This is a genomic window from Deltaproteobacteria bacterium (genome assembly GCA_020848905.1).
Lineage (GTDB): Bacteria > Myxococcota_A > Polyangia.
This window is the reverse complement of sequence record JADLHG010000045.1, coordinates 446,857-467,982: the sequence shown is the minus strand read 5'-3', so window position 1 is coordinate 467,982 and position 21,126 is coordinate 446,857. Positions and strand designations below refer to the sequence as shown.

17 protein-coding genes are annotated in these 21,126 nt (G+C 70.5%); 11 read left to right on the top strand and 6 right to left on the bottom strand.

All coding sequences use genetic code 11. The annotated features are described in order from the left end of the window. Positions 1-24 precede the first annotated feature (24 nt). Positions 25-840, bottom strand: a complete 816-nt coding sequence (locus IT371_21755) for an MBL fold metallo-hydrolase (protein ID MCC6750305.1) — start codon at positions 838-840, stop codon at positions 25-27. A gap of 207 nt (positions 841-1,047) precedes the next feature. Here IT371_21755 and IT371_21750 point away from each other — a divergent pair, with 207 nt between their 5' ends. Further along, positions 1,048-1,710, top strand: a complete 663-nt coding sequence (locus IT371_21750; GenBank protein ID MCC6750304.1) for a hypothetical protein — start codon at positions 1,048-1,050, stop codon at positions 1,708-1,710. 31 nt (positions 1,711-1,741) lie between these two features. On the opposite strand, the gene IT371_21745 is transcribed toward IT371_21750, so the two are convergent. Further along, positions 1,742-3,766, bottom strand: a complete 2,025-nt coding sequence (locus tag IT371_21745) for an NADPH-dependent 2,4-dienoyl-CoA reductase (GenBank protein ID MCC6750303.1) — start codon at positions 3,764-3,766, stop codon at positions 1,742-1,744. Positions 3,767-3,789: 23 nt separating this feature from the next. Between IT371_21745 and IT371_21740 the strand changes: the two genes are divergently transcribed. From IT371_21740 to IT371_21730, 3 genes are all read left to right on the top strand, one after another. Further along, positions 3,790-4,851 (top strand): hypothetical protein, encoded by a 1,062-nt coding sequence (locus IT371_21740; protein MCC6750302.1) that lies wholly within the window; start codon positions 3,790-3,792, stop codon positions 4,849-4,851. A 46-nt stretch (positions 4,852-4,897) separates the two neighbouring features. Continuing rightward, a complete protein-coding gene (locus IT371_21735; GenBank protein ID MCC6750301.1) occupies positions 4,898-5,701 on the top strand; it encodes an immunity 26/phosphotriesterase HocA family protein in 804 nt (267 codons plus the stop codon). A 132-nt stretch (positions 5,702-5,833) separates the two neighbouring features. Then, the gene (locus IT371_21730; GenBank protein ID MCC6750300.1) at positions 5,834-7,594 is read left to right on the top strand and encodes a hypothetical protein; all 1,761 of its coding nucleotides are present in this window, start codon (positions 5,834-5,836) and stop codon (positions 7,592-7,594) included. A 39-nt stretch (positions 7,595-7,633) separates the two neighbouring features. Here IT371_21730 and IT371_21725 read toward each other — a convergent pair whose 3' ends face one another. Next, positions 7,634-8,623: a hypothetical protein gene (locus tag IT371_21725; protein MCC6750299.1), complete on the bottom strand. Its 990-nt coding sequence runs from the start codon at positions 8,621-8,623 to the stop codon at positions 7,634-7,636. Positions 8,624-9,072: 449 nt separating this feature from the next. Between IT371_21725 and IT371_21720 the strand changes: the two genes are divergently transcribed. The 3 genes from IT371_21720 (at position 9,073) to IT371_21710 (ending at position 12,395) form a co-directional block, all read left to right on the top strand. After that, positions 9,073-9,975 carry a hypothetical protein gene (locus tag IT371_21720; protein ID MCC6750298.1) on the top strand — a complete coding sequence of 301 codons (903 nt, stop codon included), beginning with the start codon at positions 9,073-9,075 and terminating at the stop codon, positions 9,973-9,975. Positions 9,976-10,197: 222 nt separating this feature from the next. Then, positions 10,198-11,703, top strand: a complete 1,506-nt coding sequence (locus IT371_21715) for a hypothetical protein (GenBank protein MCC6750297.1) — start codon at positions 10,198-10,200, stop codon at positions 11,701-11,703. A 230-nt stretch (positions 11,704-11,933) separates the two neighbouring features. Next, the gene (locus IT371_21710) at positions 11,934-12,395 is read left to right on the top strand and encodes a hypothetical protein (protein MCC6750296.1); all 462 of its coding nucleotides are present in this window, start codon (positions 11,934-11,936) and stop codon (positions 12,393-12,395) included. A 56-nt stretch (positions 12,396-12,451) separates the two neighbouring features. Here IT371_21710 and IT371_21705 read toward each other — a convergent pair whose 3' ends face one another. Beyond that, entirely contained in the window at positions 12,452-14,686 is a 2,235-nt protein-coding gene (locus IT371_21705; GenBank protein ID MCC6750295.1) for an ATP-binding protein, read from the bottom strand. A gap of 115 nt (positions 14,687-14,801) precedes the next feature. Between IT371_21705 and IT371_21700 the strand changes: the two genes are divergently transcribed. Beyond that, positions 14,802-15,830, top strand: a complete 1,029-nt coding sequence (locus IT371_21700) for a transcriptional regulator (protein MCC6750294.1) — start codon at positions 14,802-14,804, stop codon at positions 15,828-15,830. A 198-nt stretch (positions 15,831-16,028) separates the two neighbouring features. After that, positions 16,029-16,934, top strand: coding sequence for a hypothetical protein (locus IT371_21695; protein MCC6750293.1), 906 nt, complete (start codon positions 16,029-16,031; stop codon positions 16,932-16,934). Between the two features lie 51 nt (positions 16,935-16,985). On the opposite strand, the gene IT371_21690 is transcribed toward IT371_21695, so the two are convergent. Both IT371_21690 and IT371_21685 read right to left on the bottom strand, forming a co-directional pair. Further along, the gene (locus IT371_21690) at positions 16,986-17,189 is read right to left on the bottom strand and encodes a hypothetical protein (protein MCC6750292.1); all 204 of its coding nucleotides are present in this window, start codon (positions 17,187-17,189) and stop codon (positions 16,986-16,988) included. A gap of 127 nt (positions 17,190-17,316) precedes the next feature. After that, positions 17,317-17,757, bottom strand: coding sequence for a hypothetical protein (locus IT371_21685; protein MCC6750291.1), 441 nt, complete (start codon positions 17,755-17,757; stop codon positions 17,317-17,319). A gap of 154 nt (positions 17,758-17,911) precedes the next feature. On the opposite strand from IT371_21685, the gene IT371_21680 reads away from it, so the two are divergent. Both IT371_21680 and IT371_21675 read left to right on the top strand, forming a co-directional pair. Further along, positions 17,912-18,997 (top strand): ADP-ribosylglycohydrolase family protein, encoded by a 1,086-nt coding sequence (locus IT371_21680; protein MCC6750290.1) that lies wholly within the window; start codon positions 17,912-17,914, stop codon positions 18,995-18,997. Between the two features lie 434 nt (positions 18,998-19,431). Further along, on the top strand, positions 19,432-21,123 hold the full coding sequence (locus tag IT371_21675; GenBank protein ID MCC6750289.1) for a choline/carnitine O-acyltransferase: 1,692 nt from the start codon (positions 19,432-19,434) through the stop codon (positions 21,121-21,123). The last annotated feature ends 3 nt before the right edge of the window (positions 21,124-21,126 follow it).

Sequence of the window (21,126 nt, the reverse complement as noted above, 5' to 3'; positions counted from 1 at the left end):
CTCCCCGGCGCCCAGCCCCCTCCCCTATCCTGGACGCGGCCCGTGCGGAATCCGCTCGAACACGCTCCGATCGTGGGTCGGAACGATCACCGGCCGCCGCGCATCGGCCTCGCACGCGCGCAGAAACCCGTAGGTCCTTCGTAGCTCCTCGGTGCTCCAGCCGATGACCCGGCCTTGCAGCGACGGCCCCGGAGGCTCGAGTCCATACTCCCAGAGCTGGTCGGCCGCGTCGCCGGTGTGAACGTACAGCCGCTCCGCCCCCTGGAGCGCGACGGCCACGTGACCCGGCGTGTGCCCGTTCGCCTCCAGCAAGAGGACCTGACCGTCGCCGAAGAGGTCGTGGCTCGACGGAAACCCGAGCTCCGCCGGACCGTCGAGGGTCACCGCGCGCGGCGGAGGCTTTCCGGCGAGATCGCCCGCGCGATAGCCGGAGAGCCCCGAACGGCGCGAGAACGCCTCGAGCTCGGCCGTGGAGCAGACGAGCTCCGCCCCGGGGAAGTCCACCCATCCGCCGATGTGGTCCAGGTGCAGATGGGTGGCCACGATGGTAGTGACGCGCGAGGGGGCGATGCCCAGCGCCGCGAGCTGGCGCACCGCCGCGCGCTCCGGGGCAAGACGCAGCCCGAGCACCACGGTGTAGACCGCGCCGATCGATCGGCGGGGGCCCTCGCAGGTCTTCTCGCTGAAGCCGCAGTCGACGAGCACCACGTCGCCGCTCTCCCTCACGGCCACGCCCACTGTGAGGGAGAGCTGGCTCCTGCCCCACCCGCGCCCGCGCGGGGCCACGGCGAAGGTCGGGACGTCGAACGTGCCGCAGTCGAGGAAGAACACGTCCTGCATGGCCTATGGTTCCTTCCGCACTGCGCACGGTCACTCGAGCCTGCCCGTAGGGTCGGCGCATCCCGCGGGCGAGGACGTCCGACCCCAACGTACACGCGCATCCCCCTGCCGAAGCAAGGTAAGTGCACGAACTCGCAAGGGTCCGACCAATCGACGGCCATGGCACCCTCCGTGCACTTCTTCGAGCCCACCGGAGGAAACCCTCGCATGACCCGTCCGACGCGCACGACGATCCTGCTGCTCCTCGGTCTCGCCGCCTTCGCGCCTCCTCGCGCGGCGCACGCGGCGGAGAAGCGGCCCCTGAGCGCCGCCACCGCGCAGCAGCGTCTCGGGCGCGCCCAGCGGGACATCCGGGGGCTCGGCAACATGAGTCCGCTCCGGCAGGCGTGGGCCAGCTGGCTCTTCGCCCGACGGATCGGCCAACTGAGCACCGAGCTGAAGGGAGCGAGCGCGGCCGCGCCGATGGACTCCCAGCTCGCGGTGCTCTCGGACTCCACGCGCGGCGCAGCGACGTCCGCCAAGCAGGCCGGTCTCGGTCAGGGACTGACGGGGCTCGCCCGGCAGCTCCTCACCGCCGCGAGCGTGGGGCTCTCCAAGAAGGCCCGCGCGGCGCACGGCAAGAAGCAGACGGCGACGGGCATGATGCTGACTGCGATAGAGCTCGGTAGCGCGAAGCTCGAGGACCCGGGCTACATGCGCATCGAGAAGCTCTTGCTCCGGCAGCGTGCCGGCGACCCTACGGCAGGGACGGCGCTCGAGATCGAAGGCGCCCTCGCCGACGAGGCGGGCAGGCTCGCTTCGCCCGCCAAGGAGTATGCGACGCACCACCTCTACGCCCCGCCGCTACCCCCCGCCCTCTTTCGCCCGTAGGACTCCGTGGGCCATTCACCGCCGCCGCGCGCTACAGCCGCGCCCCGAGCTCCGTCCCCTGCCTGATCGCGCGCTTCGCGTCCAGCTCGGCGGCCAGCTCGGCGCCTCCGATGACGTGATATCGAGGATCGGCCGCCTTCCCCTGCGCATCCGTCGCCACCAGGTCCCTTACCGACTCCTGGCCCGCGCAGAGCACCACGTGATCCACCGGGAGCACCTTCCGTTCGCCCTCGTGCCGAAGGTGAAGGCCCGCGTCGTCCACCCGCAGGTACTCGACGCCACCCAGCAGATGCACGCCGGCGCGCTCGAGCGTGACCTTGTGCACCCAGCCGCTCGTCTTGCCCGGCCCGGCGCCCATCTTCTTCCCCTTCGGCCGGCGCTGCAGCAGCCAGAGCTCGCGGCGCGGCGACGGACGTTCGGGGGGGGTCAGGCCGCCCGCCTGGCGCGATGCGAGGTCGATGCCCCAACTTCGAAGCCATGCCTCGGGGGTCTCGACCGCGTCGTGCAGCAGATACTCGGCCACGTCCACGCCGATCCCCCCGGCGCCGATGATCGCCACGCGTGCACCGAGCTCGCGCTCGCTCCGCAAAAGCTCGGCGTAGGTGAGGACCTTGGGGTGATCGATCCCCTCGAGGGACGGCCGCCGGGGCACGACTCCCGTCGCCACGACCACCTCGTCGAAGCCCGACGCGAGGTCCCGTCGCTCGACCCGGGTCCCGAGCCGGACTCGCACGCCGGTCAGCTCGAGCCGCTTCGCGTAGTAGCGGATCGTCTCGCGGAACTCCTCCTTGCCGGGGATGCGGGCGGCCAGACGGAATTGACCGCCGAGCGCCTCCGCGGCCTCGAAGAGCGTGACCTGATGACCCCGCTCCGCCGCGGTCGTGGCCGCGGCCAGCCCGGCGACGCCGCCCCCGACCACCGCAATGCGCTTCGCTTGCGGCGCGCTCCGCACGAGAAGCTCGGTCTCGCGACAGGCGCGCGGGTTCACCAGGCAGCTCACGCGCCGAAGCGCGAAGGCGTGGTCCAGGCAGGCCTGGTTGCAGGCGATGCAGGTGTTGATCTCCTCGGCACGACCGCTCGCTGCCTTGGCCACGAACTCCGGGTCGGCCAGCAGCGGCCGCGCGAGCGAGACCAGGTCGGCTTCGCCCCGTGCGAGGATCTCCTCCGCGACCTCGGGGGTGTTGATGCGGTTCGAGGCGCAGACAGGGATCGAGAGTTCCCGGCGCAGGCGGGCCGTGACCGCGCGGAAGGCCGCGCGCGGCACGCTGGTCACGATGGTCGGCACGCGGGCTTCGTGCCAGCCGATGCCCGTGTTCAGGAGGTGCACCCCCGCTCCGGCGAGCGCCGTGGCAGCCGTCACGATCTCGTCCCAGGTGTTCCCCCCCTCCACCAGGTCGAGGAGCGAGAGGCGATAGACGAGGAGAAATCCGGCCCCGGCGGCCTCGCGGACCGCTCTCACGATCTGCACCGGAAGCTCCACCCGCTGTTCGATCGACCCGCCCCAGCGATCCGTGCGGCGGTTCACCCGTCGGCAGAGAAACTGGTTCAGCAGGTACCCCTCGCTCCCCATGATCTCGACGCCGTCGTAGCCTGCGTCGCGGGCGAGCGCGGCGCAGCGTGCGTAGTCGCCGATCGTGCGGAGGATGAGCTTCTCGCTCATGGCGCGCGGGGTGAAGGGATTGATCGGTGACTTCACGCGCGAGGCGGAGACCTGAAAGGGGTGATACCCGTAGCGCCCGGCGTGGAGGATCTGCAGCGCGATCCGTCCCCCTTCCGCGTGCACGGCGCGAGTCACCCGCCGGTGGCTCAGCACGTCCGCGCGGCGGTTCAGGGTCCCACCGGCCGGGAGCAGCCAGCCGCGGCGGTTGGGCGAGATGCCTCCGGTGACGATGAGCCCGACGCCCCCGCGGGCCCGCTCGGCGAAGTAGGCCGCGAGCTTGCCGTAGTTGAAGAAGCGGTCCTCGAGCCCGGTGTGCATCGAGCCCATCAAGACGCGGTTCCGGAGGGAGATCGGGCCGAGATCGATCGGCGAGAGAAGGTGGGGGTAGTGGCTCATGCACCTGCTAGATTACTCCGACGATGGATTCTTCCACCACTTGGGCGCGCGTAGCCCGGCTGGCGTCCGAGGGGCACCCGGCCACCTCCCTCTGCTGGCGCGGCGACGACCTGGTCGACTGGGCCCGCGGCGGAGCCACCTGGACGGCGGAGCGGGGGTTCGTTGCGGCGGGCCGAAGCTGGGGGTACGGCCGCCTGAACGCCGCCACCACGGACCCGACCGGCCGCTGGGCGGTGGTCCACGAGCGAACCGGCACCGCGGGCCTGCTGCTCCGCGACGGGCAGGTCGTCCGGGAGCTCCATCGGTCGCTCTACCATGCCGACGCGTACGACTATCCGGTGTGTCTCTTCTCGGGGCCCGCGCGCCGCACGCTCCTCGCGCATTGCCCCGACTCCTATGCGCGGCTCGAGATCGAGGACGCGGAGACGGGCGAGCGCCTGACGCGCAGCCCAGCGCGCAAGGAGGCTGACTTCTTTCATTCGCGGCTCGCCGTTTCGCCCGGCTCGAGGCGGCTACTGAGCGCGGGCTGGGTCTGGCACCCCTGGGACGCGGTCGTCTGGTTCGACCTCTCCGCAGCTCTCGGCGACCCCACGCTGCTCGACGCGCTGGAGGGGGCGAGCTGCTCGCGCAACGTCTGCCTCGCCGAGGAGAGCTCGGCCGCGTGGCTCGACGACGATCTCCTGCTGCTCGGCGGATCCGGGGCGCCCGAGGACCCCGAGGAGGCCGCGTGGGCCAATCGCGAGTATCCGGGCCCCAGGCTCCGCCCGAACGGACTCGCGATCTACGACACGGCCCTGCGCCGCTACGTCGCGAGCCTCGAGCTCGGCTATCCGCCGGGCGCGATGATGCCGGTCGGCCCGCAGCACGTGGTCACGTTCTTTCAGCATCCGCGGCTCGTGTCTCTGGCCTCGGGCAAGGTCGTCCACGAGTGGGCGGACCTCGCCACCGGCGAAGCGGTCTCGAGCATCGTGCTCGATCGGCCCCAACCCGTCCTGGCGCTCGATCCGCCGCGCGCCCGCTTCGCCGTCGGGTCGCCCGGGGGGATCGACGTGGTGACGATCGACGTCGCCAAGCTACCCCCCTGACCGAGGAGGGCCGCCGACTGCCCGGACGGGCGAAAGGAGACGCGAGATGGGTAGCTGGGGTCCCAAGATCCTGGAAGACGACTTCGCCGAAGAGGTGACGCGCTCCTATCTCCATCGGCTGTACGAAGGAGACGAGGCGCAGGAGGCGGCGGCCCGGGTGATCGAGGAGTACGGCGAGCTCGACGCGGACGAGCGCCCCGTCTTCTGGCTCGCCCTGGCCTCGGTACAGCACGACTACGGACGCCTGGTGCAGGTCGTGAAGGACGAAGCGCTTCGGGTGATCGCGTCCGGCGAGGACCTCGCCAGATGGAACGGGGACCGGCGCCGCGCACGCGTCCTCGCCGACCTCGCGCGGAAGCTCGAAGGGCCGAGCCAGGCCGCCAAGAAGCTCCGCAAGGCGCCCCCGAAGCTGCGTGAGGGGGACCTCTTTCGGCTGCCCCTCGAGGAGGGCCGGTACGCGTTCGGGCGCGTGCTGACGGAGACCGAGCGCGCCTTCTACCGCTACACCTCGGAGCAGAAGCGCCCGCCGCTCGACGAGCTCGTCGCGTCCGAAGTGCTCTTCGTCGTCGGCTGTACGGACGATGGGTTCGCGCGGCGCACGTGGTTCGTGATCGGCCATCGACCGCTCGAGGCCCGCCTCCGCCAGCCGACGTACTTCTTCCACCAGGCGGTGGGCGCCGACCACTGCACGGTCTTCGATATCTGGGATCGCGCCCACGAGACGAAGAGGCCGGCGAGCGAGTGCCGGGCCCTCGAGCAATGGGCCGCTTGGTCGGCCGCGCATTGCCGCGACCGGGTCGTGGCGGCGCTGGCCGGTGAGCCCTGCAAGTGGATCCCCCGCGGCCGGTGAGGCCCGCTGGCCGCCCTGCCTCGCCTCACCTCCCGGCGTGCGCGCGCGCGAGCGTGAGGATGGTATTCTGGAAGAGGGATCACGACGCTCGCGAAGAACGACCCAGGGCCTCGAGGACAAGGAGCGCCGACGATGAGCCACGCTTCGAGGGATTGCACGGGCACGAGGCTGCTCGCGGGCCTTTTCGTCCTGGGCTCGCTCGCGGGCTGCCCCGAAGGGCAGCTCGTGTCGAATCGCCGAGACGCGGCGGCCGACGGCATCCTCACCGACGGTCCAAAGGATGGTCCGCAGGGCGGCCCGACGGACGGCGCCCCGGGCGGCCCGAAGGACGGCCTCCCGGTGGGCCCGAAGGATGGCCTCCCACGCGACAGCGGAATGATCCCCGTCGTTGGAAAGACCTATTACGTCTCCCCGAGCGGCAAGGACACGAACTCCGGCACCTCGGCGGCAGCGCCCTTCGCCACCTTCAACCGCGCGTGGCAGGCCCTGAACCCCGGGGACCTGCTGCTGCTCATGGACGGCACCTACACGCAGACGCTCGCACCGAACGTGCGGGACGGCCAGCCGAACCCCGCTATCACGCAACAGGATTACGTCAAATATCCGCTCGACCACCCGGAACGGACCAAGTTCTACATCACGATCCGCGCGGAGCACGACGGCAAGGCGCTTATCGATGGGCAAGGTCAGCGCCCCACGGTCGTTTTAGGCAGCTATACGCAGGGCTTCAAGGGCTCCTATTACGTGATAGAGGGTCTGGTGGCCAAGAACGCGAGCAACCCGAAGGACCAGGACGACCTCGGGCACGTTTACACCATAAAAAGTCGGAACGTGATCCTGCGCCGGTGCTCGGGCTACAACGCCTTCACCGACCGGAACGACCACGTGTTCCTCGTGGATGCCGGCTGCTGCGACGCGAAGTCCACGAAGTGCCCGGACCCGACGATGTTCTGCACCACGAGCAATCCGACCAACGTGCTCCTCGAGGACTGCGTCGGGGCAGGAAGCGGCCGAAAGATGTTCGTGGCCTACGCGAGCTATGTGAACGTCGTCTTCCGTCGGCTCTTCGCGGCCTGGATCGACTGGCGCGGCGGCGCGTGCGGCTCGAACGACTGCGCCGCACACTGGCCCTGGGGAGACGGCATAGAGGTCTACAACTGGCAACAGCCCGACCTGCCCGATGGTTGGCGCAATAGCGTGGTAGAGAACTGCATCGTCTTCGGCCGGCTGGCCAAGTGGGGATTTTCGCTCTCCCCGAACCCCACCGAGACCTACGACAACCACTTCTATGGCGATATCGCGCTACGCGTGGGCGTCGACTGGGACGGTAGCATCATGTCCTGGCCCTGCCCGAGCCCCAACAACGGCCTTCCCTGCCCGAAGTGGGATCAATGGCAGTCGATGCGCGCGGGCTTCAGCATCGGCGCGCACGGCGGATCGCTGGTCAAGGACACGGTTCTGCAGGATCTCTTCGCCTGGGGCAACGCGGGGGTCGGGATCGGAACGGGTCCCTTCGGCGCCGGCAGCGCGAACAACGCCCTGGTCCGTGGGACCTTCCTCAATAACGGGCTCGCCCCCAACCTCCTCGCGAGCGAGAAGGGAAAGGACGTCTCGCCCGTCGCGCCGCTCGGCAGCCTGACCTCGGCGACGGACGTGCACACGGGGGCGAGCCCGAGCGCGTCGCGGGCGCGGCTCTCCTACCGCTACGTGAACGGCCGCTACCAGGACGGGACGAACGGCACTCCGGCCCAGCGGCTCTGGCCCTGGCCCATGGAGGAGCGGATCCGGCAGGAGTTCGCGACGCACCTCGGCAAGGCCGGCTTCTCGGTCACGTCCACCGTCTGCGAGCAGGTCTTGAAGCCGAACGGCGCCGCCAGCCAGTGCGGGCCGTAGGGAGTTAGAGGTCGCGGCCCGGAGCCAGTGGCGAAGCGCCTACCGCAGCGCCTGGACCACCGCGTCGATGGCCGGCGGCAAGGCCGTGTCGGAGGTGCGCGCCCCCTTCAGCACCTCGAAGGCCGCGAGGTCGCGGTGCGTCCGGTAGCCCCGAAGCGCCTCCTTGGCCCCGTAGACCCCGGCGCCGCCCCCGAAGAGCCCGCCGAACGCGGTGTAGACCCCGGCGATCAGGGCGGCCCCGATGCGTCCCTCCGCCAAAGACTCCGCGAGCATCATCGGTCCAGGTAGCGTGCCCACAGCCAGCAGGAGCGCTCCGATGCCGAGGATCTTGAGAGGCTCTCGCGGGTCGCTCGAGCCGATCGTCCGCCCGCGCCACGCGCGATGTTGGACGCGCAGGTCATGCGTGGCCCCGAGCGCAGCGCGCACGCCGCCCGAGGAGGACAGGCCGCCAAGCCGACGGCTCAGGGAGCCGTCAGCACCGAGGAAGTGCGAGGCTAGCTGTGCGAGGGGGGTCGTCCCCTTGTAGCTCCGCTGCGGCAGCAGGCCATGCAGGCTCGCCAGCTCCTTCTCGATCTTCGGCACGAGCCGCAGCCACTCTCCCGCATTCAGCCGACCTCCGAGGAAGACCAGCGCCTGCCGGGTTGCCTCGCGCGTCAGCTCCTGCTCCTGCACCTCGCCGCCGAGCCAAGCTGTGACCGGCACGGCCTCCCAAGGCAGGAAGCGCCGGGCGGCATAGTGGACCGCGTGCGGGTCCTTGTCGAAGTCGCGGCTGAGAAGAACCTGGTGCTTGGTCAGCCGCAGCTCATGGCCGGAGCTCCCCAAGTCTCCGGCGGGCCGCTGACGCGAGAGGAGGGTGAAGGCCGCCCCTTTGTCCAGCGCCAGTCGCACCAGGGGATTTGCGTGGCGGAGCTTCGCCAGCGTGGCGACGATGGCGCGGTCCTGGGCGGTCGCGCGCAACGGGCCATCGCCCTGGGCCGCCACCGCGGGCAGCGCCACGATCAAGCTCAATGCCCCGAGAAGGATCCTCATCGTCGTGCTCCTCACCGTGCGAGGCCCTGCGAGGCCCTGTGCGCGCCCGTCCCTACCGCGCTCGACGTGCCAGTTCCGTACCAGGTGCCAGAGGGCATGACGGGCCCAAGGTCCTGCGGACTTGCAGACCCGGTGAGGCGTGACGGGCCAGAGCGGCCGCGCAGGTCACTGACCAGACCATCCAACGCCGCGACGCGGCCCTCCCGCCTCTCGCAAACGGCCACGCAGTACCTCGAGCCCGCGGCCCTCTGGGGCCGGCAGGCCTCGAACTCCACGGGTCTGGGGAGTCCGTGCTGAGCCCGCACGACCCCCATCCGCCCGGAATCCCAAGGTCTCGTCCGCTCGAGGCGCTGGCATGCGGCGTGCTTTTTCCTCGTCCAATGCGTCACCCATCGCGCGTACGTCATCGGCTCATCAGAAGGCCCATCGCACGACGGAGCGTCTGGCTCGTGCCCCTCGGGATGCTGCTCTGGGCCTCGCCGGCGATGGCGCGGCGCGGTGGCGGGGGTGCCCCGCAGGACGTCCGGGCGGCCTCCGTCACGGGGGTCGGCAAGGGCCGAATCCTCGACGGCTCGCGATTCGTCGCCGTCGGCACGCGGCCCGGCCAGCCTGGCATCGACCTGATGAAGGCGCGCCCGCCGGCGAACCAGGTGCACCTGGCCATGGTCGCCGGCGAGCTCCGCCTTCAAGGACCCATCGCGTCCGTCGAGCACGTGCAGATCGTCAATCGCCGCGCGGCGGGAAAGCCCGGCCAGGCCGGCCCGCTCCCGGCCGTGCTGCAGGCGGACAAGATCACCTTCGCCGACGGGCAGACGCTCCTCGCCATCGACGGGAGGTCGGGTCGCAGCTACTACCGCGCGGGCGGGCGCGAGGGCACGCAGCTCGAGTGGCTCGGAACGGAGCATGTCGATGCGAAGACGCGCACGCACAACCTGTCCATGCACGGCGCGTCGGCGCGGCTCGGAGGGGTCTCCGCGTGGGAGGTCACCGGGGGGCGGGACCGCTTCCTCGCGCCGCGAGCAAAGGCGATCTTCGGGAGCTGGAACCTCGGGCGCTTCGTCAAGCTCTCCTCCGTGGTCGAGCGTGCGCTGCAGAGCTTCGGCGGCGCAACCGGCCTGAAGGTGGAAGAGCGTCCCGGGAGCCAGACCGTCGCGTTCACCGGCCGCCGCGCGAGCTACACCATCACGACGGAACAGCTAGGGCCGGCGGGCCTGCTGGGCCAGCGCCTCACGGTCGTCGAACGCGGGACGAACGGTTACGGCGAGAAGGCCCAGCCCTTCACGAAGACGCGGATCATCACCGTCAAGCCCCTCTCGTTGCAGCCGCCGAAGGTCGAGGTGCTGAACGAATAGGCAGCGGCAGTAGCGATCCCGCGGGCGCCTGGACGAGCGCCTCGGGCGGCACACCTCCCTTCCGCTGGACGCCCCCTCCGATCGTGGATCGAGCGGCCGAGCCGGCCCTGCGTCGCGACGTCACGGTGCGCCTTGCCCACCCGTGTGCAGCGGGGATGCACACCCCGGTCGTAGCCTGAAAGGACGACGGGACGCGGCTCGTCGTCGCACGGCGGGGAAGCGATGTCTCTCCACAAGCTGAAGCGACGCTCGGACGCGCGGCGGGGCGCCTGCCTGTGGCACCGGGCACAGCGGCGAAACGCCCATCGAGCCTGGCGACAGGAGACGCGACACTGGCTGCGGCAGGCCCTGCTCGACCCCGGGTACGCCGAGGCGGTGCCCTGTCCAGCGCCTCCTCCTTTCTACCCCTCGTCCGGTGAGCTGGCGGGGATCGGGAGCTGGATCGTGGGGAGCGTGGCCAAGCGCCGCTTGGTGCATGAGGCGACGCTGGCGAAGGAGCTGCGGCGCGCCCTCTCCTCCTCGGACTGCAGGGGCCGCTCCGACGTCCGCGTCGTCTTCCAACGCGAGCTCGAGCGTGCGAAGGCCCGGGGGCTCGTGGACACCTCCTGGGGCGAGATAGATCCGGGACTGCTTTGCCCTCCGCGCAGGCGTCTCCGGGCCGAGCCTCCGGGGCACGGCTGGCCGGACTGGGACGTGACCTGGGACGAGCTGCTGGCCGCGATCGATCGCCTCGTCGACGGGACAGCGCCAGCGGCGGCCCTCGTCGTCGGCCCGGGAGGCCGCGCGCGACCGTTCGTACGCATCGAGGCGCGCGGCGAAACGCTGCTGCTCGATGCGACCGGTCCAGCGTGGAGAGACCGCGCGAGGGGCGTGCGGGTCGAGGCCTACCGCGAGCTCGCGCGCTGCGGCTTTCGCAGCTCGAAGGACGGGAGGCTGGCCTGCCATCCGGGGCTTCCCGCGGCAGCCCCCGAGGAGCGCCGCGCGGCCGCCTGGCTCGTGTGGCACCTGCTCTCGACGGTGTACGGGCTTTCCCCGGAGGAGCGCCCGACCGTCCGGGTTGCCGCCGACGACAGCGGCTGGCCCACGCGGGAGGCTCCGTGGCGAGAGGGAGCGCTGCTCTTCGGCGGCGCGCGCGTCGCGGGCTACACCTGGGGCTTCTCGCGCCACGAGTCGGCGCTGCACCTGGCGGGGCACGGCTCGACGATCCACAAGTATCAAGACGACATCGTCGTCCTGCTCGAGGATTGCGGCCAACCCCTGTTCGAGATGAGCCCTAGACCGCATCGCGGCACGCTCCGCCCGGGCCAGGCGCGCGAGCTCGCACGGGTCGTGGAGCGCTGCCGCGGTCAGCTCGCCGACGCGTGGGCCCGGGAGCTCTGCCGAGACCCGGGGGACCTGGTCTGGAGGCTCAGGGGTAGCGGCGATGACGCCTGCCTGTCGGTGTTCATCCGTAGGCTCCACGTCTCGTGGTACCGCGAGCGGCGCGTGCGGCTCGCAAGCCTCCTCGTGCATCCACCCCCACACGATCGCGGCCCCGTCCCGCTCTCGGGCTGGTCAGACGATACCGTCGTGGACCTCGTACCCGATGAGGCCGCGCTCGCCATCGGCCCGCGCTCGCTCCCTCCCACGCAGCGGGCGTACCTCTACGTGAAGGACTGCTTCTGGCCGCACTGGAAGGACAGGCAGTGCAACCATCTTGCACACGCTCAGGTCATGCTAGTTGCATGAAACGCACCTTTCTCGTCCCCGCGAGTGTGGTTCGCGCCCTTCGCCGGCCGGAAGTCTCCGCCGAGGAGGTGGTCACGCTGCTCGGCACCTACTCCCGCTTCCAGGAACGGCGGACGCGACGACAACGCGACACATGGAGTCACCGGGACGCGTCCGAGGCTGTCACGTCGCCGGCGCGGGGTAAGCTCTTGTGGTTCCCCCTCCCAGGTCCCCTCGGGTAGGAGGCTCCGTTGCCGAGAGACGCGCCGAGTCGCTCGCCATCGGGTGTCCAGCGCTACTGGCGCAAGCTTCGCGTCCACTACCAGAAGGAGTCCAGCGGCCCGCTTCCTCGTCGCAAGGGCGACGAGCTCGTCTTCCGCCCCAGCGGCTACCGGTGGCGTGTGCGCGTGACCCTCACGAAGCACCCGCGCCTTCCAAAACCCAAGCAGCCCTTCGAAGATCCCCATCCCGCTCTCGGCTGGCCGCTGGTTTCCTTCTCCATGTGCAACGCGGACGACGGCTATAGCCAAACCAGCGCCACGCGCCGCTACCTGGATCCCACCGGCCGCTTCACCCTCGAGGTCGTCCAGATCGACGAAGACTGGCAGAACGCGGAGTACATCGCCTATGTGGCCAAGGTAGTGGAGTTCCGAAAGCGCCGGGCCGCACGCCGCGCCCGCCGCAAAGGCCAGAAACACCCCAGCCGCCCGTAGCTCGATCGCGCCACGCAGCCGATCCGTCCCACGCCTCACCCGCCTCGTCCCGCGCCTCACCCGCCTCGTCCCGCGCCAAAGCCGATCGCCTTCTCCCCGAGCTGCGCCTTCTTCACCTTCGCCTCCTCGGTCAGCGCCTGGACGAGCGCCTCGTGCGGCACGCCCCCGTCGGGACAGAGCACCGTGAAGCGATCCCGCACCACGCGAAAGTCCCCGGGCGCGAGACCCTGCAGCCGCTCGAGCGCGGCGCGTGCGGGCCCATCCAGCGGCGAACCCGCGAGCGGCTCGAGGAGCGCCGCGTAGAGCGCGCGGGCGCCTTCGGGCCGTAGGAAGTCGAAACGCACCTTCCGGACGAAGCGCCGCGTGGCGGCCGAGTCCAGGTCCGTCAGCCGGTTCGTGGTGCAGATGAGGATGCCGCGGAAGCGCTCCATCTGGGTCAGAAGCTCGTTGGTGAAGCTCACCTCCCAGGAGTGGTTGGCCCGCTCCCGCGGGAAGAGAAGGGTGTCGGCCTCGTCGATCACCAGCACCGCCCCGTCGCGCTCGGCCTGCGCAAAGGCGCCGGCCATGGCCATTTCCGTCATGCCGACCCAGGGATGCATCAGGTCGCTCGCCCGTCGCACGAGCGTTTGGCGCCCGACCCGCCGCGCGAGGTAGCGCGCGAGCTCGCTCTTGCCGGTCCCCGGCGGTCCATGGAAGAGAAGGTTCAGGCTCAGGCGCGGGCCTGCGGCCGTGCCCTGCCGCTCGAGGTAGCGGTGGAAACCCTCCACGAGCGTCAGGAGCTCCTGGGGTGCCGCGTCGGTGGCCAGCGCCTCCAGCGCGAAGCCCGCCTCGATCTCGTCGGGGCGCCGCAGGCGCGCGCCATCTCGCGAGAGCGTGGTGTGGGCCGCCAGACTGCGCTCCACCGCCGCCCGGAAGGCGCTGCCTCCGTCGAGTCCCATCTCCCGCGCCTTGCGCACAGCCAGGTCCACCACCCCCGCGCTCACCGGATACCTCTCCGCGAGCTCCTGGACCGCCTCCGCACCGAGGAGGCGTCCCGTGCGATGTCGCCGGAGGACGCGCTCCCAGATCATAACCCGACGACGACGGTCGAGCGGCTGGAAGTCCACGCTGTAGGCGAAGCGGCGCCGTACCGAGTCCGCGATGGCCTCGACCCGGTTGGTGATCCAGATCATGCGCGCTCCCGGCCGCTCGAGACAGACGTTGAGCCACCCCTTGTCCGGCTGAGAACCACTGTGAAGCCACCCGAGATCGGTGTTCAGCAGCCGGTCCGCCTCGTCGACGATCAGGATCGCCCCCTGACCGTGGGTCGTCGTGTTGGCGAAGGCCACGATCCCCGCCCGCTCGCGCGCCTGGCTGTCGTCGGTGTGCTTGGGCAAGGTGAAGACCGGCACCCCGAGGCGCTGCGCGATCCCTCGCGCATAGCTCGACTTGCCCGTGCCCGGCGGCCCGTAGATCAGGACGTGCGTGGCAGATTCCGTCGGAGCTCGCGCGAGCAGCGTGAGGAGGTGCAGCGTCACCTCGGGGTCCACGAGGTGGTGGTCGAGCGGGAGGCTCTCCGGCTTCGCCTTCCGGAAGAGCTCCCCCTGCCCGAGCCCGAGCCGCGGATCCTCGAAGAACCCATGATAGTCGTCCGACACCCTGAAGCCGCGATGGCCCGTGTCGAGGAGGCCCAGCTCCCTGGCGCGGCCCCGGAGCGCGCGCCCGAGCGCGGCCGGCCGGAGGTCGAGGGCGGCGAGCAGATACTTGCGCCCGGCGAGCTGCTCGCAGCCGAGGTGGTTGATGAAATAGCTCTGCGCCGGGGTCCAGGCCTCGCAGAGGAAGAGGAAGGTGCAGAGCTGGCCCTCTTCGCGCGAGAGCCCGAAGAGCTCGGTCAGGCGGGACTCCGGCCAGGCCTCCTCGGCGCGGCTGCTCCTCGCGTCCTTGGCCACCTGACGGTCGAGCGCCGCGAAGAGGGCCCGGCGGAACCAGCGCGTGAGGCGCGACGGCTGGCGGCCGAGCAGACGGATCACCTCACGGGCGAGATCGTCCGGGTCGAGCTGGGCCCCCCACACCTCGTCGGCGAAGTCCTTCGCGGCCTCCCCCGTGGCCCGCTCACCGAGCTCTCTGCAGAGGCGCCAGAGCTCCGACCTGAGGATCCACACGAAGAGCTCCAGCGTCTGCCTGTCGAACGGCCGGTAGCGCCTCACGATGCGCGCGGCGTAGAGCCGAAAGCGCCGGAGCGCGAGCTGCTCCTGGCGGTCCGCGGCAGTCCGCGGCGCGGCAGTAGAGTAAAGGGACTTGAGACGCGGCATGCGGGTTCTCCCCTCCTTTGGCCTCTGCCTCCAGTATCCCGAGGGGCGTGCAGGTTTACTGCACACGCTCCGCGGGCCGTGCGATGCTCGGCCCTCCACCGCGAAAGGAATGGCGATGCCCAAGGCGAAGAAGCTGACCCACGCGGCGCGCGTGCTGCGCATCCGCGAGCTCCTCGATGCGCGGCCCTTCTTGACCGTTGACGAGCTGCGCGGGGAGTTCGGGGTCTCGCGGCGCACGGTCTACAACGACCTCGAGGCGCTCGAGGCCGCGGGGATACCGATCTTCTCCGAGCCGGGCCCCGCCGGCGAGGCGCGCTGGCAGCTCGTCCCCGCCGCCAAGAAGCAGACCGTCACCCTGGCCGCCGGGCAGCTCCTCCCCTTCGGCCTGGCGAAGCTGGCGCTCTCCTTCCTGAAGGGCACCGAGATCCACGGCCAGCTCGAGCTGATCATGGATCGCCTCGCCCAGGGGCTCTCGCCGCAGAGCAAGCGCTACCTCGGCCAGCTCGCGAACAAGGTGGCGATCGTCCCGCACGGCCCGAAGAGCTACGAGGCCAAGGCCGACGTGCTCGACGACCTTCTGAGCGGGCTCCTCTACGACCAGCTCGTGGAGCTCTGGTACCGCGCCCCCGGCAAGGCGAGCGCGACCAAGCACAAGGTCGCCCCGCTCAGCCTCGTGCTCTATCGAGAGGCGCTCTACCTGATCGGCGAGTCTCTCGCGCACAAGACGCGCTTGATCTTCGCCGTGGAGCGCATCACGCGCAGCGCCTGGCTCAAGGGGCAGGCCTTCGAGTACCCGGCGGACTACTCGCCGGCGCAGTTCATGGACGGCTCTTTCGGGCTCCTCGGCGGCGCCCCGACCGACGTGGAACTTCTCTTCGACGCCGAGCAGGCGCGTTACGTGCGCGAGCGCCGCTGGCACCCGACGCAGGCCTTCGAGGACCTCCCCGACGGCCGCGTGCGCATGACGATGCGCGTCTCGGGCACCTTCGACGTCCTCCTCTGGCTCCTCGGCCACACCGGAGCCATGGAGGTCGTGGCCCCCCCCGAGCTCCGTCAGCAGGTGCGCGCGCGCCTCGAGACCGCCCTCGCGCGCCACAAGCGCCCGGGGCGGATCACCCAGGCGGCGATGGCCGTGGCGAGGTAGCGGAGCGGCGGGGATCCACAGGTTCCGACCCGCACGGAAAGCGCCACGGACCGGCGGCGCCACCGGCTACCCGAGCCACCGGGCGCCGGCCCACGCGTCAGCCCCCGTACGACGGCCCGGCCGAGTGGTCTCACCACCTTGCCTCCGCTATGGGGTCGCGCCCTCCTGGCCTCGGGTTTGCTACCTGACTACTCCGCCATGACTCCGCCAGCCTCCCCGCGACACTCGACCTCCGGCCGTTCCTGGGGCCTCGCGCGTGGCACGCGGCCCCTCCGCGCCCTGCTGTGCGGGCTGGCGGCACTCGGCCTCGCAGCCTGCGGCGAGCCCGACCCCTGCGACGCAGCCGATGCGCCCCTCGCCGAATGCGGCAGCGCAACCCCCGCCGACCCATCGTCGAATGCGGGACCGTCTTCTCCCGCCGACCGGCCTTCGGGCGCCGCGCCCTCGCCGGGCACCACCGCTTCGCGCCCGGCACCCGCGCCGTCGACGCCCCCCGCGACCAGCCCCCCGGCGGGCACGAAGCCGCCGCCCTCGTCGGAGCCGCCGACCTGCGCAGCCGCCCCGACCCTCCCCGGAGCGCTCACCCTCAAGCAGCGCGCCTTCTCCTGGGGCTACACCTTCGATCTGAGCGGCGGAGGCCAGCGGCTCGGCGAGGTACGGAGCCAGCTCCTCAGCCTTACCCGCACCTTCAAGTACACCGACGGAAGCGGCCAGCTCCTCGCCACCGCGCGCCAGGCCCTCTTCAGCTGGGGCGTGCAGGTGGACGTCTTCGACTGCCGCGACGCGAAGCTCGGCACGATCAAGGAAGAGGTCTTCCAGTCGCTCTTCAAGCACTACACCGTCTACACCATCCTCGACGCCAACGGCACAAAGCTCGCCACCTCCAAGAAGCTGGACTGGCTCACGACGAAGTTCAGCATCGAGGACCTCGCGGGCCGCGTGGTGGTCGAGATGAGCCGCCCGTGGTTCAACTTCCTGGGTGACACCTGGAACATCACGATCCGCGACGCCCAGGCCCTAGACCCGCGCCTCTACATCATGATCGGCGCCTACAAGACCGCCGCCGACGCCGACCGGCGAGCCGCCTCGAGCGCGTCGGACTGATCCCTTCTGCGCCGCGCGTACCGCAGCGACGATCGCCGCCCCCCTCGGCCCTCAGGTCCCGCTCAACCGATACACCGGCTCGTCGTCCTCGTTGCGGCCTTCTTCCACCACCCCCGCCACGAGCAGCCGGGACAGCGTGGGATAGATCTGACTCCCGGGCAGAAACCCGGCCTCCTCGAGATCTAGCTCGCTCTGCCACCCCGGGTGCGCCTCGAGCGCCGCCACCATCAGCTCGTCCAGCTCTTCCGGTTCCATGCCCCGCTCCTCGTGTGGGTTGTCCTCTTGCCACCAGCGTACCCACGGCCGCGCAAGTCCGCTGCACACCATCGGAGGACCTGCTCGCCTTGGCGCCCAGCACCCCGACCGCCCGGGCAGACGCCCCTCAAACCAGCCCCTCCTTCTCCCACTTCGCCAGTATCTCGTTCACGTCAGTCGCTGGCTCGTTCCGCCACTCGTTCCGCCGCTCGTCCGCGGTCCGATTGTAGTACGCATCCTCATGCGCCTCGAGGCCTCCCTCGATCGCCTCGCGCAGCCACTGCTCCTGCGTGAGCCCCGCCTTCGCCGCCGCGCGTCGCACCTTCGCATGCATGAAGCGCGTCACCCGCACCGTGAGGCGTCCCTTGCCCTTCTTCGGCATGTCCATGAGCTCCCCCTCGCGCCCCTGGAACGCCATCCCGATCGCCTCCCGCAGCCAGGCCGTCGTCGTGAGCTCGCGCTGCTCGGATGCGCGCCGCACCATCCAGCACCGATCTCGCGTCACCCGCACGGAGAGCTGCACCTGCTCCACCCCTCGGCCGGCCTTGTCGCGCGCTCGTGCGGTCACGCTTCTCCTCCCGTCCGTCCGCGAGCCTCTGCCTGCGTCACTTTCCCAACCCTACGCGCAGGCTGTGCAGGCAAGCTGCACACGGATCGGCGATCCTGGCCTTGGCCGCGTACGGCACGGGGCGACCCGCCCCGGGAGAACGAGGAGGGAAGACATGCAGCGACGATCGCGGGAGCACTATCAGGCCTGTCTGCTCGGCGGCGCGGTGGGAGATGCCCTCGGAGCATCCATCGAGTTTCTGAGCCTGGCCGAGATCCGGCGGCGCTTCGGGCCCGCGGGGCTCACCGACTATGCGCCCGCCTACGGCCGCGAGGGGGCGATCACCGACGACACGCAAATGACTCTCTTCACGGCGGAGGCGGTCCTCCGCGGTCAGAACCGGGCTCGCGAGCGCGGGATCTGTTCGATCAAGGACGTGGCGCGGCTGGCCTACTTCCGCTGGCTGAAGACCCAGGGGCACGAGCCGCCGAGCGAATCCTACGAGCCCGGCTGGCTGATTGGCGTTAAGGAGCTGCACAGTCGGCGCGCCCCGGGCAACACCTGCCTCTCGGCGCTCGAGGCCGGGGCCCGGGGGTCGCGCAGCAAGCCGCAAAACGACAGCAAGGGGTGCGGCGCGGTGATGCGCATGGCCCCCGTGGGACTGGTCGGCGGTGGCCTCCTCGATCCGTTCGGCGACGCCTGCCGGCTGGGCGCGCTCACCCACGGTCACCCGTCGGGGTTCTATTCGGCAGGGGCCTTCGCGCTGATCGTGCACGCCCTCTGCGACGGAAAGAACCTACGCGACGCCGCCGAGCTGGCCTGCGAGCGTCTGCGGGCCGAGGGAGAGCGGGCCAGCGAGACCTGCGAAGCTCTCGAGGGAGCCATCGCGTTCGCGGGCCGCGGCACCCCCACGCCCGAACGCCTGCAGAGCCTCGGCGGCGGCTGGGTCGGCGAGGAGGCCCTGGCCATCGGCCTCTGCTGCGCCCTCGTCGCCGAGAGCTTCTCCGACGGCGCGCTCCTTGCCGTGAACCACGGCGGCGACAGCGACAGCACCGGGAGCATCGCCGGCAACCTCCTCGGCCTGATCCACGGGCTCGAGGCCATCCCGGCCTCCTGGCTCGCGCGCCTGGAGCTGCGCGAGGTGATCGCGCAGGTCGCCCTCGATCTATGGACGCACTTTGGCGACGGGGATCTCGACGCGCGCCTCACGCTCGACGCCCACCGCCGACCATCGGACTGGGACCGCTACCCGGGGAACTGATCGCCCTCGCCCGCACCGTGGTAGAGGTGATCGAGGCCTGGTAGCGCCCTCGCCCGCACCGTGGTAGAGGTGATCGAGGCCGATTCAGGCCGCTGGGATCGTAGGCGTATTCGAAGTCCACTGAACGTCGGAGCAGGAATCCGCGCAGAACTTCCGCCGGGCCGAGTCCCGACGCCGCCACGAGCTGCTGACCCGCGCGGAGCAGGCGCTCTCCGAGCGGCGCATCGTCGAGCGCCAGGTGCAGCGCGATCGTTGTCGCGAGCTGACGACGGGTGAGCTGCGCACCATCGCTGGCGTGCGATGAACATCTTCACGAGTAGGGGCCTCGCGCTATGTGCTGCGCCCCGCGACTCGTATCCGCGGCTCGAGTCCGTTGTCGATACCCCTCGCGAAATGATAGATTTCAGCTTTCCCGGCCTCGAGAAGGACCCCGCATGACCACGCCGACCCTGTCGACCCTGTTTCGCGACTGTTTCGCGACCACCTCGTTCTGCGAGCCGCTCCCCTTCGAGATCAACGACGCCAGACGGTCGGTGCTCGAGCGCGTCTGGGGCCTGATGGCCGCGGACTACGAGGGCGACGCGCTCCTCAACTCCTACGTCGACAGGCTGATTGCCGCCGGAGCTCCTCCGATCGAGGCCCATCGCAACACGGCCGTGGTGGGGCTGGAGCCCCAGGACGAGCTCCCGTGGCTCACGCGAGCTGCGTTGCTGGCCGCTTCGGCCCTGCAATTCCGAGAGGAGGTGCTGAGCTCGACCCTGCCGGAAGCGTACCGCTGCGGGTTCAGCGATCCGCTGGAGGCCTCCCCCTATGAGTGCTTCTTTTCGAGCTGCCTCGCGCCGGGGGAGCAGGATGGCGACGGTGCGCAGTGGAACCGGGAGCGATCGAGCCACCTCATCGTTCTTTCCGGAGGACGTGCCGTCGCCGTGGAGGTCTTGCGGGATGGCCTTCGTGCCGACGCGGCGTCGCTGCTGGCAGCGTTCAAGGAGATCGTGGCCGACGACGGCCCTCCCGCTCCGTGGCCCGCTGGCATGGGCCTGCTCAGCACCCTCGGGATCGACGAGTGGTCGGCCACCATGCGGCGGCTGGCCGCGTCGGAGAGCGGCCGGAGAGCCGTCGCCGACCTGAACTCCGCGCTGTTCGTGGTGGCGCTCGACCATCCCGTGGCCGAGCGCGCGGCGCCTCTCAAGGACCCCGGGGTCAGAATGCACGCCGGAGATCCCGGCAATCGCTGGTACAACGCTGGCATCAACCTGGTGGTCAACGACGAGGGGCAGGCCGGGGTCCTGCTCAACATCTTCGCGGGCATTCCGGGTGTACCTGCCGCTACCTTCGCCAGCTACCTGTTCGATCGGGTGGCCACCCTGCGGAGCGAGCTCGAGCACCCGCCGACGCCCCTCCTGCGTAGAGCCTGCCCCCTCGAGCTGACGCAGGCCGAGCAGTCCCGCCTCGAGGCGCGGAAGGTCGAGCTTGCCGCCTCGCAGCTCCTGCGCGACGGAACCTCCGAGGTCGACGTGACGCGCGAGGATTTCAGCGCCATCCGGCACGGGTGGGGCTGTGCGATGCTGTCGGCCTACTATTGCGCCTCGCACCGCCTGTGGGGGGACGACTTCTCGCTGTCGTTTCTGCTCTCCGTGAAGGCGTTGCGCGAAGGTGCGCTTTTCATCGTTCCCGCCCGGCTGCCAGCCATCGGCGAGCTCGTCGACGCGATCGACCGGGGGGAGAGTGCCGGCGCGATAAGGTCGAAGCTCGAGCGCGCGGCGGCCGATTACGGGCGCGTCGTGACGGCGGCGCAGTCGGGTGTCGAGGTGCACTCCCTCATGTGGCTGCTGCTCCTCGGGTTGCCGATGTACGCTACGGACGAGGAGCTCGCCCTCTTCCCCCCCATGCCGGAATCCGACGCACACCGGATTCGGGCATCGAACATTCCGGACTTGCCGGGGGTACGCTATGTCGGCCGCTTCGTACCGGCGCCGCTCGCGAGATCGATCTGGGTGCACTACCGGGCGCTGCGCGGTCGAACCCAGCTCGTCGTGCAGCCGGGGGAGCAGGATAGAGAGCGCTGCGATGAGTGGCGCGCCAACGTGGTGGCGACGCTGCGAACCCTACGCGACGCGATGCGCTGACAA